Raw genomic sequence first — 14167 nt, forward strand, 5'->3', positions numbered from 1 at the left:
CCGGTAAAGAAAAAATCCCCCGGTAGTTCAATCTGCCGGGGGATTTTCTGATAGGTTCCTGCAAACGCGACTGGCGTTTCCTGGCAGCTTATTGCGCCGTAATCGTCGCCATCACCAACTTGCCATCCATCCGGATGGGGCCGTCTTCCTTGGCGCCCAGGGTGTATTCGAATACACCGGTTTTCATGCCGCCGTCTTCACTGTGAATCATCAGTATCAGCATGTCACCGGCGGCCACTTCTTCGGTGAGAATGGCGGCTACGTCCATGTTCTTACCTTTCTTCAGAGGCGCATAGCCCACTACCGGGCCGGGTTTCATGGCTTCATCGGTGCGGTGCACTACCAGCCAGCCGTTCTTTTCTGTCATGACTTTCTTGGCGGTTACCGTGCCTTCAGACACAGACTGGTCGTCGCCCCATACGCCCACTTTGTCGTTGCCATGGTGGTCTGCCAGTGCGGTTCCGGCGCTGAGGCTACCGGCCAGCAGGGCTACGGTGAACAGGGAGCGGGTTTTGTTGTGCTTGTTCATGGTTCTCTCCATACAGTTGATTGGCCACCGCCCGGGTATAAGTTGGGCAGGGTGATCAGTTATACGGAGATTTGTTTGGGATAGATTAGGACATACTGAAAAAATATCAGAGGTTATCCTTCGCAATGCCCTGGCGTACCCGAACAATATCCGCCATCACAGACAGGGCAATCTCCGCCGGCGTCTTGCTGCCGATATTCAGGCCGATGGGCATGCGGATTTGCTCAACCTGCTGCTCGTTCAGCCCGCCAATGCGCAGTAAACGCTCCCGGCGTTTTTCCGAGGTGCGCAAAGAACCCATCACGCCGATGTAGAAAGCGTCGGTTTTCACCGCTTCCATCAGGGCGGTGTCGTCAATCTTCGGGTCGTGGGTGAGGGCAACTACCGCGGTTGCTCCGTGGCAGCCTTCGCGGGCGATCCACACAGAGGGCAGCTCCTGGTGCAGGGTAACGCCGGGTATGTTGAAGTTGCAGGCTTCTTCCTGGCGCGGGTCGCACACGATCACTTCGAAACCCAGGCTGTGGGCAAAGCTGGCGCAGGCGGTGGCCACCGGCGACAAGCCGGCAATGATCAACCGGGATACCGGCCCCACCCGCAGTTTCAGGGTGGCGGTTGCTTCGTCTTCCATCACTTTCTGGCCCGTTTCCCGGTCTGGTTCGACACTGGCTTCGCCGGTTTTAAGGCAAACCTTTCGAACCACATGGCCCTGGCCGCTCAAGGCGGCCCGAAGTGCCAGGAAGTGCTCCCGGGTACTGGCTGAGGCGGGCCAGTGTTCAATCAGAACATCCAGAACGCCACCGCAGGGCAGGCTGACTCTGGGATTGTCCAGGCCATCGGCGGCACCGTAGCGGATTCGGTTGATGCGGCCCTGGAATTCGCCTTCCTGCAGGCGTTCGAGAAAGTCCTCTTCCACACAGCCGCCTGACAACGAGCCGCAATGGTCGCCATTGGCCTGTGCTACCAGCCAGGAGCCCGGCGCCCGGGGAGAGGAGCCGAAGGTACTGAGTACCGTACACAGCCAGAAATCCTGACCGCCATCGCACCAGCTGATGGCCTGGTCAACTACCTGAATGTCCAGTGGCTGCATCTGCGCCTCCCGAATGAATAAGTGAGTCCTGTGTGATACCGGAATTTTGTCGCCTTGCCAATTGCAGTCGGGCCAGGGAGCCAGGCTATCTGCGCCAATGGGTCAGTGCCTGGCGGTGTGCCGGTAGTCGCTGGGGGATTTGCCCATTACCTTTTTGAACAGCCGGGAGAAGTAATAGGCATCGTCGTAACCCAGTTGCCGGCTGATGTCAGCGAAGGTGTGGCTGGTGGTGTCCAGCAGTTCGCAGGCCCGCTCCACCTTCAGGTGCAGGAAATGCTGAATCGGTGAGGTGCCGGTCTGTTCCCGGTAACGGGTGGCGAAATGGGCCGGTGACAGCCCGCTGAGTTCGGCCAGTTGCTGCAAGGTCAGTCGCTCTTCCAGGTGTTCACGCATGTAGTTGTGAAGGGTGTCCAGCTCGGCTTGCCGGGCCTGGCCGGTTTCATCCACGTTCATGGGGACGGCACTCAGCAGCTGTCGCAGGCGATTGCTGGCGTGGATCAGCCCCTTGGTGCGGAAGCCGGTCTGGCGAACCGACAGCAGGCCGTTGAAGTCTACCAGCAGGCGGGGCTGGCGCCCCAGATGGAGCACTCGGGTGTTGTCATCAAACCCCATGTAGTCACCAAACTCCGCTGCCAGCGGGCCGGTGTAATGCACCCAGTGAATAGTCCATGGATTGTCCGGGTCTGCGGTGTAGCGGTGGCTGGCGCCGGCGGGCAGCAGCAACAGGTCGCCGGCGCTGACGGTGTAAGGTTCGCCCGCCACGTTCAGAAAAGCTTTGCCATCGGTGCAATAGATCAAAAGATTGTCACGATGGTGTTCCCGATGCATGTGATGGCCCGCCGCCCGCCGGTAATGGCCGAACGCCAGCGGGTACAGCTCCCGGGTAAGTGGGTGGTGCGCCAGTTGGCGGACGATGGGCTCCGGAACCACATAGCGAACGCTGTCCGCAGGAACAGGCCACTGGGAGGTTTGCGCGGATGGCTTGGTGCTTTGATGACTGGTCATCGAAAAATAATCCATCATGGGCGAAACTTAGTCAATCATCAGGCGGCAAGGAGCGTGCTAGTCTTTTGGAAAATCATCGCCAGGTCCGCTGCGTTATTCAGCGGGCCACGGCACTCCCGGACAACAACAAACAGGGACCATCCTCATGAAAAAAGTACCTCAGTTTATTGCTGGTGAATTTGTTCAGAGCCAGACCCAGAACTGGATCGACGTGACCAACCCGGCCACCAACGAAGTCATCGCCCAGGTGCCCTGCGCCACGGCGGACGAAATGCGCAAGGCCATCGACAACGCCGGCGAAGTGTTCAAGAGCTGGAAAGAAACCCCGGTATCCGAGCGGGCGCGGGTGATGCTGCGTTACCAGGCCCTGCTGAAAGAGCACCACGACGAGATTGCCGAAATTCTGTCCCAGGAAACCGGCAAGACCTTTGATGACGCCAAGGGCGATGTCTGGCGCGGTATCGAAGTGGTAGAGCATGCCGCCAACGTGGCGTCCATGATGATGGGCGAGACCGTTGAAAACGTCGCGCGGGAAGTGGATACCCACTCCTGGATCCAGCCGCTGGGCGTGTGCGCCGGCATTACCCCGTTCAACTTCCCGGCCATGATTCCCCTGTGGATGTTCCCCATGGCCATCGCCTGCGGTAACACCTTTGTACTAAAGCCGTCCGAGCAGGACCCGCTGACCCCGATGCGCCTGGCAGAACTGTTCGAAGAAGCCGGTGCGCCCAAGGGCGTTCTGCAGGTAGTACACGGTGCCAAGGAGCAGGTGGATACCCTGCTGAACGATCCCGCCATCAAGGCCATTTCCTTTGTGGGTTCGGTACCGGTCGGCCGTTACATCTACGAAACCGGCACCCGCAACATGAAGCGCGTACAGAGCTTTGCCGGCGCCAAGAACCACATGGTGATCATGCCGGATGCCGACAAGCAGCAGGTGATCAATGCCCTGGTGGGTGCCTCTGTGGGTGCCGCCGGCCAGCGTTGCATGGCTATCTCCGTGGCGGTGTTTGTCGGCGCGGCGCAAGAGTGGATCCCGGAACTGAAGGAAGCCATGGCGAAGGTGCGCCCGGGTGCCTGGAACGACTCCGGTGCCAGCTATGGCCCGGTGATTAGCCCGAGGGCCAAGGAGCGGGTTGAAGCCCTGATCGCCACCGGCGAAGCCCAGGGTGCGAAGCTGATGCTGGATGGTCGCGGCTGCACAGTGGATGGCCTGCCGGACGGTAACTGGGTAGGGCCCACCCTGTTCAGCGAAGTCACGCCGGAAATGGACATCTATAAAGAAGAAATCTTCGGCCCGGTGCTCACCTGCATGAACGCGAACGACCTTGGCGAAGCCATCGAGCTGATCAACAACAGTCCTTATGGCAACGGAACGTCTATCTTCACTAACCACGGTGGTGCTGCCCGCCGCTTCCAGCACGAAATCGAAGTCGGCCAGGTGGGTGTGAATATTCCCATCCCGGTGCCCCTGCCGTTCTTCTCTTTCACTGGCTGGAAAGGTTCCTTCTACGGTGACCAGCACGCTTACGGCAAGCAGGCAGTGCGTTTCTACACCGAAACCAAGACCGTCACCTCCCGCTGGTTTAACAGTGAAGCGACGTCTACCGAAGCCAACTTCTCCATCCAACTCCGGTAACGCCGAGCAGGGAGCTGAACGATGGATTTCAACCTGACCGAAGACCAGTTGGCGTTCCGGGATGCGGCCCGGGCCTTTGCCGACAAAGCCATGGCACCCTATGCCGGCCAGTGGGATGTAGACCACACCTTCCCGGTGGAGGTGATGAAAGAAGCCGGCGAGATGGGCTTTATGGGGATTTATACCCCGGAAGCCCTGGGCGGCATGGGCTTGTCCCGCATGGACACCTCGGTGATCGTGGAAGAGCTGGCCATGGCCTGCCCGTCCACGGCGGCCTTTATCACGATTCACAACATGGCCACCTGGATGGTAGCCAGCTTTGCCTCGGACGACCTGAAGCAGGAGTTTGTGCCCAGGCTGGCCAGCGGTGAATGGCTGGCCTCCTACTGCCTGACCGAACCGGGGGCCGGCTCCGATGCCGCCAGCCTGCGTACCAGGGCGGTTCGTGACGCCGACAGCTATGTGATCAACGGCAGCAAGATGTTTATCTCCGGCGCCGGTGCCACCGATGTGCTGGTACTGATGGCCCGTACCGGCGATGCCGACAGTGGCGCCAAGGGGATTTCCACCTTTGTGATCCCTGCCAATGCCGAGGGTGTTTCCTACGGCAAGAACGAGGAAAAGATGGGTTGGCACAGCCAGCCCACGCGGCTGGTCACCCTGGAAGACGTGCGTATTCCGGCCAGTAACCGAATTGGTAATGAAGGCGACGGCTTCGCCATTGCCATGAAGGGCCTGGATGGCGGCCGCCTGAACATTGCTACCTGTTCGCTGGGCGGCGCCCAGGCGGCGCTGCTGCGGGCGCGCAATTACCTGCACGAGCGCCAGCAGTTCGGTAAGCCACTGGCCGCGTTCCAGGCCCTGCAGTTCAAGCTGGCGGATATGGCTACCAACCTGGTGGCGGCCCGGCAGATGGTGCGCCTGGGTGCCTTCAAGCTGGATGCCGGCGACCCGGAAGCCACCTTGCATTGCGCCATGGCCAAGCGCTTCGCCACCGATGCCTGTTTCGAGGTGGCCAACGAGGCCCTGCAGTTGCACGGCGGCTACGGCTACATTCGGGAATACCCGCTGGAGCGCTATGTGCGGGACCTTCGGGTACACCAGATTCTCGAAGGCACCAACGAAATCATGCGCCTGATTATTGCCCGCCGCATGCTGGAAGACGGCGTTGCCGAAGCCATCCAGTAACCGGCCCCAATCATCAGCACCGGAACAACCAAAGGAATTTACCATGAGCGAACTGATTCAACTGGAAAAGCGCGATCACATTGCGATCCTGACCATCGCTAACCCGCCGGCCAATACCTGGACGGCAGACTCCCTGGCGGCTCTGGAAGCCACCATTGAAGACCTCAACGCCGACCGCAACATCTTCGCGCTGGTGGTCACCGGCCAGGGTGAGAAATTTTTCTCCGCCGGGGCGGACCTGAAAACCTTTGCCGATGGCGACCGCGCCCGGGCCAACGAAATGGCCCAGAAGTTCGGCCAGGCCTTCGCCACGCTGACCGCCTTCCGGGGTGTGTCGATTGCCGCCATTAACGGCTACGCCATGGGCGGTGGCCTGGAATGTGCGCTGTCCTGCGATATCCGCATTGCCGAAGAGCACGCCCAGATGGCGCTGCCAGAAGCCGGTGTTGGCCTGCTGCCCTGCGCCGGTGGCACCCAGAACCTGCCCTGGCTGGTAGGCGAGGGCTGGGCCAAGCGCATGATTCTGTGCGGCGAGCGGGTAGATGCCAGCAAGGCGCTGCAGATTGGTCTGGTGGAAGAAGTGGTGCCGTCTGGACAAGGCCTGGCAGCCGCCCTGAAGCTGGCCGAAGGCGCCTGCAAGCAGAGCCCGTCTTCGATTGCCCGCTGCAAGCAGCTGGTGATGAGCGCCCGTGATGGCCGTAGCCACACTGATGGCTGGCGCATGGAGCGGGAACTGTTTGTGGAGCTGTTCCACACCGAAGACCAGAAAGAAGGCGTGAATGCGTTCCTAGAGAAGCGCAAGCCGGAATGGAAAAACCGATAAGCCCGGGGCTGCTATGAGCGATCAACCGATGGTATTTGAAGAGTGGACCACAAACGGCGGTGGCCGGATTGCGGTCGCCAGGCTGAACAGCCCGCGCAACCTGAATTCGCTGTCTATGGACATGATCCGCCTGCTCAAGCCGCAGCTGCAACGCTGGGCCGACGATGACAGCGTATGTGCGGTCTGGCTGGAAGCCGAGGGCGACAAGGCCTTCTGCGCCGGTGGCGATATCGTGTCCCTGTACCGCAGCATGACCGAGCCCGGAAAGCTGGCTGAAGGTGAACGGTTCTTCACCGAAGAATACGAGCTGGACTACCTGATCCATACTTTCCCCAAACCGGTTGTGTGCTGGGGCAATGGCATTGTAATGGGCGGCGGCATCGGCCTGATGGCGGGCGCTTCCCACCGGGTAGTTACCGAGCACTCGAAACTGGCCATGCCGGAAGTGAGCATCGGCCTGTACCCGGATATCGGCGCCGGCTGGTTCCTGAACCGCATGCCCGGGCGTACCGGCATGTTTCTGGGGCTGACCGGCACCCGCATGAACCCAGCCGATGCGCTGTTTGTGGGCATGGCAGACCGGTTCGTCAGCCACGAACTCAAAGGGCAGGTGATTGATGCCCTGGCCTTCGCCAACTGGCAGGGTTCCAGCGCAAATAGTGTTGTCAGCTCGGTACTGCGCCAGTATGAAAAGCAAAGCCGGGAGGCGCTGCCGGCGTCTGCGGTTCGCGATCACTTTGATGATATCCAGCAGGCCACCGATGGCGATTCCCTTGAGCAGGTGGTAGCGCAGCTTAAGGACCTGGGCGGCCGAGAGGGTTGGCTGGGCAAAGCTGTGAAGGGATTGGCCAGTGCCTCACCCACCTCGCTGGCCCTGACCTGGAAACATCTGCAGCGCAGCCAGCGCGACAGCCTGAAACAGGTGCTGGATAACGAGCTGGTGATGTCGGTGAACTGCCTGAAGAAGGGCGAGTTTGCCGAAGGCATCCGGGCATTGCTGATCGACAAAGACATGCAGCCCCGCTGGCGTTATGCGTCGCTGGCGGAACTGGACAATGAGTGGATTGAAGAATTTTTCAGCCAGGCGCCCGGGCACTGATAAATCCCGGCGCACTGCTACAAAAACAAGGAGAAGCAAGATGGCGAAGGTAACCTTTATTGGTCTGGGCAACATGGGCGGGCCCATGGCCTCCAACCTGCTGAAGGCGGGGCATGAGGTCACGGTTTTCGACCTGTCCAAACCGGCGGTTGAAGCGTTGGTGGCCGAAGGGGCCAGCACTGCGGATTCAGCTAAAGCGGCAACCCAGGGCACCGAGTGCGTAATCACCATGCTGCCGGCGGGCAAGCATGTGGAAGCGGTGTACCTGGGCGAAGACGGCCTGCTGGCAGCCCTGCCGGCCGGCACCCTGGTGATTGACTCCTCCACCATTGCCCCGGAAACCTCCCGGGCGGTGGCAGAAGCTGCCGCAGCAAAAGACCTGGCCTTTATCGACGCGCCGGTATCCGGCGGCGTAGGTGGCGCCAAGGCCGGTACACTCACCTTTATCTGCGGCGGCGAAGTGGCCACCTACAACAAGGCACGGCCGGTTCTGGAAGCCATGGGCAAGAACATCTTCCACGCGGGACCCCACGGCGCGGGCCAGGTTGCCAAGATCTGCAACAACATGATGCTGGCCATCCTGATGGCCGGCACCAGCGAAGCCTTGGCTCTGGGCGTCAAAAATGGCCTGGACCCTGCGGTACTGTCGGAAATCATGAAGCAGAGCTCCGGCGGCAACTGGGCGCTGAACGTGTACAACCCGTGGCCGGGTGTGATGGAAGGGGTGCCGGCATCCCGGGATTACCAGGGTGGCTTCCTGGTGAACCTGATGACCAAGGACCTGGGGCTGGCGTTTGATAACGCGGTCGCCAACCAGGCTTCCATCCCCATGGGCTCCCTGGCCCGAAACCTGTTCCAGCTGCATGCCGGGCAGGGTAACGGTGAGCTGGACTTTTCGAGTATCCTGAGGCTTTACAAACCAGACTGAGCAGTAGAGCCATGCAAGTAACATTCGGAGAGCTGAAGGCTTTCCTTGAAGATCACTTTCCCCAGGGTACCGCCTACGGCAATCTGCAGGAGCTGGGTGATGGCTGGGCCGAGATGAAGCTGGAGGTGGACGACGGCCACTTGCGCCCCGGTGGAACCGTGTCTGGTCCGGTTATGATGGGGCTGGCAGACGTGGCCATGTACGCCGCCTTGCTGGGCAAAATTGGCCTGGTACCCCTGGCGGTAACCACCAACTTCAACATCAACTTCATGCGCAAGCCCGCCGCCCACGCTGCGGTGTGGGCCCGCGCTACCTTGCTGAAAGTAGGGCGCACGATGGCGGTGGGTGAGGTGTCGATCTATTCCACAGGTATGGAGGAGCCGGTGGCCCATGCCACCATGACTTACTCTATTCCTCCGGAGAAGCATCGGCCCTGATGCCCCGGCTCAGCTCCGGCGCCAGGGCTTCGGCAATGTACCGATAGCCTTTGATGCCGGGGTGGTAGCCGTCGCTGGCCAACAGCCCGGTATCTTCAATCACCGGGTAACGGGCGTAGCGGAAGTGCTGCGGCGCTTCGCTGGCCAGTTGCCGGTAGATGTTGTCGAGAAGCCTGGCCCGCCATCCCATCACGTAGCGCAAGGGCGCCGGCAGGGCGGTGAACAGGTGCATGGGAGGCACGCTCAGAAGCATCAGGGGTGCCGGATACCGTGCTTCGAGCAACTCCCTCAGTTCAAGCAGTTGCTGGCGGAATCGTTTCCGGGGCGTAAAAACGGTGGTGTCGTTGACCCCCATGCTCAGGATAACCACATCGGCTTCCGGTAAGTCTGTTTGTTCCAGCGCCCGGTTCAGGGCATTCAAACGAATACCGTTAACCCCGAAGGTGTGCCAGGCGATGGTTTGCCCGGTTCCCTCATGGAGCTCCCGTGCCAGCTGGCTGGCCAGGCCCTGATCGTGGGTTTGGGCGCCCACGCCGGCTGCGGTGGATTCGCCAATCACCAGGATGCGCCGGGCGGGCTCGCCCTCACCATATTGCCCGAACGGAGATCCGGAGGCCTCCGGCAGCCGTGGCGTGGTTTGACGAGTGCGCTTACCCTGATACAGCAACACCGGAAACAGCAGAGTCGTGGTCAGCCAGAATGGAAGATGCATTGCGTAGATCCCGGGTTTAGTGGAGCGGAATAATCCTGGTTTGGGCGACATTAGCCGCCAGACTCTACCAACGGTACAATGGCGGCTTCTCTTCGACCAATTTTGGCAGGAACTCTTTGAAAATCCCTGAACGCCTGAAGCCCCTCGCCGATGATGGCATCATTGATGAAGTCATCAGCCGACTCATGAGCGGTAAAGAGGCCGATATTTATATTGTACGGTGTGGCGATTCGATTCGCTGCGCCAAAGTCTATAAAGATGCGGTCAAGCGCAGCTTTAAAAAAGCGGCGCGATATCAAGAGGGTCGCAAGGTTCGCAGCGGGCGCCAGGCCCGCGCCATGGAAAAGCGTTCAAACTACGGCCGCAAGCAGCAGGAAGAAGTCTGGCAGAATGCCGAAATCAACGCGCTGTCCACGCTGGCGAAAGCCGGTGTGCGTGTGCCTGAAACCTACGGTTGCTTTGACGGTGTGTTGCTGATGGAACTGGTGACAGAAGATACCGGCGATGTCGCACCACGACTGGCTGATGTGTCCATGTCAGCAGAGCAGGCCATTGAAGACCACACGCTGATGATGCACTACGTAAGGCTCATGCTGTGCGAAGGGATCGTGCACGGTGATTTGTCTGAATTTAACGTGCTGGTTGACGATTACGGCCCGGTGATCATTGATTTGCCGCAGGCGGTAAATGCTGCGTCCAACAACAGTGCGCAGGAAATGTTCGACCGCGATGTGAATAACATGCGCGGCTATTATGGCCAGTATGCACCTGAGATCCTGGACACCCGGTTCGCCAGGGAGATGTGGGCGCTGTTCGAAGAGGGGGAGCTGACCCCCGACTCTGTGCTGACGGGTGAATTTGAAGATGACAGCGGCAGCTCTGATGTCGATGCCGTGCTGGAAGAGATCAAAGCGGTGATACAGGAAGACCTCGAGCGCAAAGAGCGTTTGCGCGAGGCGGATGAAGGCTCAGACTTTTAACCCTGTGTCAGGCCCCTGTGGGCGGGGCCCTTAACGTTCAACCGCCCATGGCTTGCCCCACTTTAGAGCCGTTGTGGCGGTTGAGCTGGCCGCAGATCCAGCCGCCGGTCGCCACCAGTTTTTCCAGGTCGACACCGGTTTCTATACCCAGCCCATTTAACAGATAGAGCACGTCTTCGGTGGCCACATTGCCGGAGGCGCCCTTCGCATAAGGACAACCGCCCAGACCCGCCACCGAGGCATCGATTACGCTGACGCCTTCTTCCAGTACCGCATACAGATTGGCCAGGGCCTGGCCGTAGGTGTCGTGGAAGTGGGCCGCCAGCTTATCCATGGGAATATGGGCGGCCACGGACTCCAGCATGCGTTTGGCTTTCAGCGGCGTGCCCACGCCGATGGTGTCACCCAGGGAAATTTCATGGCAGCCCATGTCGTACAGGGTCTTGGCGACGCTGGCGACCTGCCGGGGCTCAATGTCACCCTCATAGGGGCAACCCATCACCGTCGATACGTAGCCGCGCACCGGAATGCCGTGCTTGCGGGCCGCTTCCACCACGGGAGCGAAGCGGTCCAGGCTTTCGGCAATGGTGCAGTTGATGTTCTTTAGGGTGAAGGCTTCGGAGGCGGCGCCGAACACGGCAACCTCGTCGGCTCCGGCCGCCAGGGCATTTTCGAAGCCTTTGAGGTTGGGGGTAAGGGCGCAGTAACGTACGCCGGCCTTTCGGGTGATGCCGGCCATGACCTCGGCGGCATCACCCATTTGTGGCACCCATTTGGGGGAGACAAAGCTGGCAGCTTCGATGTGGGTAAGGCCGCAGTCGGCCAGCCGGTCGATCAGCCCGGTTTTGATGCTGGTGGCAATCACCGGGCCGGATTCGTTCTGCAGACCGTCCCGGGGGCTCATTTCCACCAGTCGGACACGTTTCGGGAAGGCCATTACTCAGTCTCCTCAATCTCGATAGCGATCAACTCCGCCCCTTCGGATACCTGGTCACCCTGGGCAAAGAACACCTCGCTGACGGTGCCATCGGCCGGGGCTTTGATGGCGTGCTCCATCTTCATGGCTTCCATGATCACCAGGGTCTGGCCGGCGGTGACCTTATCGCCAGCCTGCACCTGCACCGCCACAATGGCACCGTTCATGGGGGCAGAGAGGCTGCCGTCGCCGGCCAGGTCTTCGGTTTCCCAGCGTTCACGGTAGAGCTTGCAGGTGATGCTGTTGCCTTCGTGGAACAACACCAGTTCGTCGTTGTGCAGGTTGCCGTGCACGCACAGGCGGTGGCCATTGATGACCGCTTGCAGGTAATCGTCCTGCAGGCTGGCCTGCAGGGTATAGCGGTTGTCGCCGAGGGTTATCTGATACCCGTGATCCTGCTCAAGAACCCTTAGTTCAACCACCTCCTCGCCCATCTGCAGGGCCAGGGGTTCTGCGTAGTCGGAATTCAAACGCCAGCTGTTCTGCCGGCCGAAGGGCGACCAGGGGTCTGTGCTGACCACTTCACGGGACTTGCGGTGTTCCAGGAGAAAGCCGGCAGCCAACACAAGCACCTTGTCGGTATCCGGGCCGGAAGCGGGAAACAGCAGCTCGCGGTGGTCATCAATGAAACCGGTGGTCAGCTCGGCCTGGCGAAAGGGTTCGGCATTGGCCAGGGCGTGCAGGAAGCGGATGTTGGTTTTTACCCCAGCAATGCGGTACTGCTCCAGGGCCTGCACCATGCGGTTGATGGCCTGTTCCCGGGTTTCGTCCCACACAATGAGTTTGGCGATCATCGGGTCGTAGTGGATGCTGATTTCGTCGCCTTCGGTAACGCCGGTATCCACCCGCACGTGGGCGGATTCTTCCGGGGTGCGCAGGTAACGCAGGGTGCCGGTGGCAGGCAGGAAGTCCTGGTCCGGATCTTCGGCGTAGATGCGCGCTTCCAGGGCGTGGCCGCGGGTTTTCACCTGTTCCTGGGCCAGCGGCAGGGGCTCACCCCAGGCCACTTTCAGCTGCCATTCCACCAGGTCTTGCCCGGTGACCATTTCGGTAACCGGGTGTTCCACCTGCAGGCGGGTGTTCATTTCCATGAAGAAGAACGAGCCGTCTACGTCGTACAGGAACTCGACGGTGCCGGCGCCCACGTAGTTAATGGCTTGCGCGGCTTTCACGGCGGCCTCGCCCATGGCTTTACGGGTGTCCTCACTCAGCCCCGGTGCGGGCGCTTCTTCCAGTACTTTCTGATGGCGACGCTGCACCGAGCAGTCCCGCTCGGCCAGGTAGATGCCGTTGCCTTGCTGGTCGCAGAACACCTGGATTTCCACGTGGCGTGGCTGGGTCAGGTAGCGCTCGATCAGCATGTCCGGGTTGCCGAAGGCGTTCCTGGCTTCCCGCTGGGCGGCGGCCAGGGCGTCATCGAAGTCGGCCATTGTTTCCACCACCCGCATGCCTTTACCACCACCACCGGCAACGGCCTTCAGCAGCAGCGGGAAGCCGCATTTCTCGGCCTCGGCCCGCAGCAGCTCCGGCGACTGGTCTTTACCGTGGTAGCCCGGCACCAGGGGTACACCGGCTTTTTCCATAATCGCCTTGGCGGCGGACTTGGAGCCCATGGCGGCGATGGCCGAAGAGGGCGGGCCGATGAATACGATGCCGTTGGCTTCGCAGGCTTCGGCAAAGCCGGTGTTTTCAGACAGGAAGCCGTAGCCGGGGTGAATGGCCTGGGCTCCACTCTGCCTGGCAATGTCGATAATGGTGTCGGCTTTCAGGTAGCTGTCAGCGCTGGCGGCCGGCCCGATGTTGAACGCCTCGTCTGCCATGGCGACATGCCGGGCGTTGGCGTCGGCGTCTGAGTAGACTGCCACGCAGCGGATACCCATGCGGTGGGCGGTCTGGATAATCCGGCAGGCGATTTCGCCGCGGTTGGCGATCAGGATTTTGCTGAACATTATGTGTTATCTCCCGGAACCCAGCTGGCCTTTCGTTTGTTCAGGAAAGCGCTGAGCCCTTCCTGGCCTTCCTCACCCGCACGGATGTCGGCGATGCGTTGGGCGGTGTCTTCGATGACATCGGCACTGATGGGCTTGTGGCTGACGGCAAACACCAGGTCCTTGGCGGCACTCATGGCCTGCGGGCCATTGTCGGCCAGTTGTTGCAGCAGCTCGTTGCAGCGGGCGTGCATGGCGGCTTCGTCGTCACAGACGATGTGCACCAGCCCGTATTCGCTGGCCTGTTGTGCGTTGAAGACTTCGGCGGAGATGAAATAGCGCCGGGCCTGTCGCTCACCGATGGCCCGCACCACGTAGGGGCTGATAACGGCGGGAACCAGGCCGAGTTTCACTTCACTCAGGCAGAAGCTGGCGTTTGCGGTGGCCAGCACGATGTCGCAGCAGGCTGCCAGGCCGACGGCACCACCGTAGGCTGCGCCCTGAACCAGGCCGATCACCGGCTTGGACAGGTGGTTGAGGGTGCTCATTAGCCTGGCCAGTTCCCGGGAGTCGTTCAGGTTTTCGGCATGGTCGTTGTCTGCCATGCGGCGCATCCAGCCAAGGTCGGCACCGGCGGAGAAGTGTTTGCCTTCGGAGCGCAGGAGGACGACGCGGGTTTGGTCGTCTCTTTCCGTGACTTCCAGCGCCTTGATCAGCTGCTGGATGATCACATCGTCGAATGCGTTGCGCTTGTCTGGCCGGTTCAGCACGATTTCGGAAACACCACCTTCCAGGTAGTTGAGCAGAACGGCAGAGGTCTGTTTGGTCATGGCGTT

At 60.7% G+C, this 14167-nt stretch carries 14 protein-coding genes; 7 read left to right on the forward strand and 7 right to left on the reverse strand.

From position 1 onward, the window contains the following. Nucleotides 1–88 precede the first annotated feature (88 nt). The 3 genes from H3Z84_RS08925 to H3Z84_RS08935 form a co-directional block, all read right to left on the reverse strand. Nucleotides 89–529 (reverse strand): hypothetical protein, encoded by a 441-nt coding sequence (locus H3Z84_RS08925; RefSeq protein WP_199457213.1) that lies wholly within the window; start codon nucleotides 527–529, stop codon nucleotides 89–91. Between the two features lie 106 nt (nucleotides 530–635). Next, nucleotides 636–1616, reverse strand: a complete 981-nt coding sequence (locus tag H3Z84_RS08930; RefSeq protein ID WP_058341038.1) for an XdhC family protein — start codon at nucleotides 1614–1616, stop codon at nucleotides 636–638. Nucleotides 1617–1718: 102 nt separating this feature from the next. Then, nucleotides 1719–2639 (reverse strand): AraC family transcriptional regulator, encoded by a 921-nt coding sequence (locus H3Z84_RS08935; protein WP_199457214.1) that lies wholly within the window; start codon nucleotides 2637–2639, stop codon nucleotides 1719–1721. A gap of 127 nt (nucleotides 2640–2766) precedes the next feature. Here H3Z84_RS08935 and H3Z84_RS08940 point away from each other — a divergent pair, with 127 nt between their 5' ends. The 6 genes from H3Z84_RS08940 to H3Z84_RS08965 are packed head-to-tail and all read left to right on the forward strand — an operon-like array spanning nucleotide 2767 to nucleotide 8735. Beyond that, complete coding sequence (locus tag H3Z84_RS08940) at nucleotides 2767–4260, forward strand: CoA-acylating methylmalonate-semialdehyde dehydrogenase (RefSeq protein ID WP_058341040.1); 1494 nt, start codon at nucleotides 2767–2769, stop codon at nucleotides 4258–4260. A 21-nt stretch (nucleotides 4261–4281) separates the two neighbouring features. Continuing rightward, nucleotides 4282–5448 carry an acyl-CoA dehydrogenase family protein gene (locus tag H3Z84_RS08945; RefSeq protein ID WP_199457215.1) on the forward strand — a complete coding sequence of 389 codons (1167 nt, stop codon included), beginning with the start codon at nucleotides 4282–4284 and terminating at the stop codon, nucleotides 5446–5448. A gap of 43 nt (nucleotides 5449–5491) precedes the next feature. Beyond that, nucleotides 5492–6271: an enoyl-CoA hydratase gene (locus H3Z84_RS08950; RefSeq protein ID WP_199457216.1), complete on the forward strand. Its 780-nt coding sequence runs from the start codon at nucleotides 5492–5494 to the stop codon at nucleotides 6269–6271. Between the two features lie 13 nt (nucleotides 6272–6284). Next, the gene (locus tag H3Z84_RS08955; protein WP_199457217.1) at nucleotides 6285–7370 is read left to right on the forward strand and encodes an enoyl-CoA hydratase/isomerase family protein; all 1086 of its coding nucleotides are present in this window, start codon (nucleotides 6285–6287) and stop codon (nucleotides 7368–7370) included. A 40-nt stretch (nucleotides 7371–7410) separates the two neighbouring features. Next, nucleotides 7411–8298, forward strand: coding sequence for a 3-hydroxyisobutyrate dehydrogenase (gene mmsB / locus H3Z84_RS08960; protein ID WP_199457218.1), 888 nt, complete (start codon nucleotides 7411–7413; stop codon nucleotides 8296–8298). 11 nt (nucleotides 8299–8309) lie between these two features. After that, nucleotides 8310–8735, forward strand: a complete 426-nt coding sequence (locus H3Z84_RS08965; RefSeq protein WP_199457219.1) for a PaaI family thioesterase — start codon at nucleotides 8310–8312, stop codon at nucleotides 8733–8735. On the opposite strand, the gene H3Z84_RS08970 is transcribed toward H3Z84_RS08965, so the two are convergent. Then, complete coding sequence (locus H3Z84_RS08970; protein WP_199457220.1) at nucleotides 8707–9447, reverse strand: SGNH/GDSL hydrolase family protein; 741 nt, start codon at nucleotides 9445–9447, stop codon at nucleotides 8707–8709. The two genes, H3Z84_RS08965 and H3Z84_RS08970, sit on opposite strands and share 29 nt — an antisense overlap. Nucleotides 9448–9563: 116 nt before the next feature. On the opposite strand from H3Z84_RS08970, the gene H3Z84_RS08975 reads away from it, so the two are divergent. Then, entirely contained in the window at nucleotides 9564–10427 is an 864-nt protein-coding gene (locus H3Z84_RS08975; RefSeq protein WP_199457221.1) for a PA4780 family RIO1-like protein kinase, read from the forward strand. Between the two features lie 37 nt (nucleotides 10428–10464). On the opposite strand, the gene H3Z84_RS08980 is transcribed toward H3Z84_RS08975, so the two are convergent. Genes H3Z84_RS08980 through H3Z84_RS08990 form a run of 3 tightly spaced genes read right to left on the reverse strand, consistent with a single transcriptional unit; the run spans nucleotide 10465 to nucleotide 14161 of the window. Then, entirely contained in the window at nucleotides 10465–11364 is a 900-nt protein-coding gene (locus H3Z84_RS08980; RefSeq protein WP_199457222.1) for a hydroxymethylglutaryl-CoA lyase, read from the reverse strand. Beyond that, the gene (locus H3Z84_RS08985; protein WP_199457223.1) at nucleotides 11364–13352 is read right to left on the reverse strand and encodes an acetyl/propionyl/methylcrotonyl-CoA carboxylase subunit alpha; all 1989 of its coding nucleotides are present in this window, start codon (nucleotides 13350–13352) and stop codon (nucleotides 11364–11366) included. The genes H3Z84_RS08980 and H3Z84_RS08985 overlap by 1 nt, the downstream gene beginning before the upstream one ends. Continuing rightward, the gene (locus H3Z84_RS08990; RefSeq protein ID WP_199457224.1) at nucleotides 13352–14161 is read right to left on the reverse strand and encodes an enoyl-CoA hydratase-related protein; all 810 of its coding nucleotides are present in this window, start codon (nucleotides 14159–14161) and stop codon (nucleotides 13352–13354) included. The genes H3Z84_RS08985 and H3Z84_RS08990 overlap by 1 nt, the downstream gene beginning before the upstream one ends. Nucleotides 14162–14167 lie beyond the last annotated feature (6 nt).

It is taken from the genome of Marinobacter sp. bablab_jr003 (assembly GCF_016464245.1).
Lineage (GTDB): Bacteria > Pseudomonadota > Gammaproteobacteria > Pseudomonadales > Oleiphilaceae > Marinobacter > Marinobacter vinifirmus.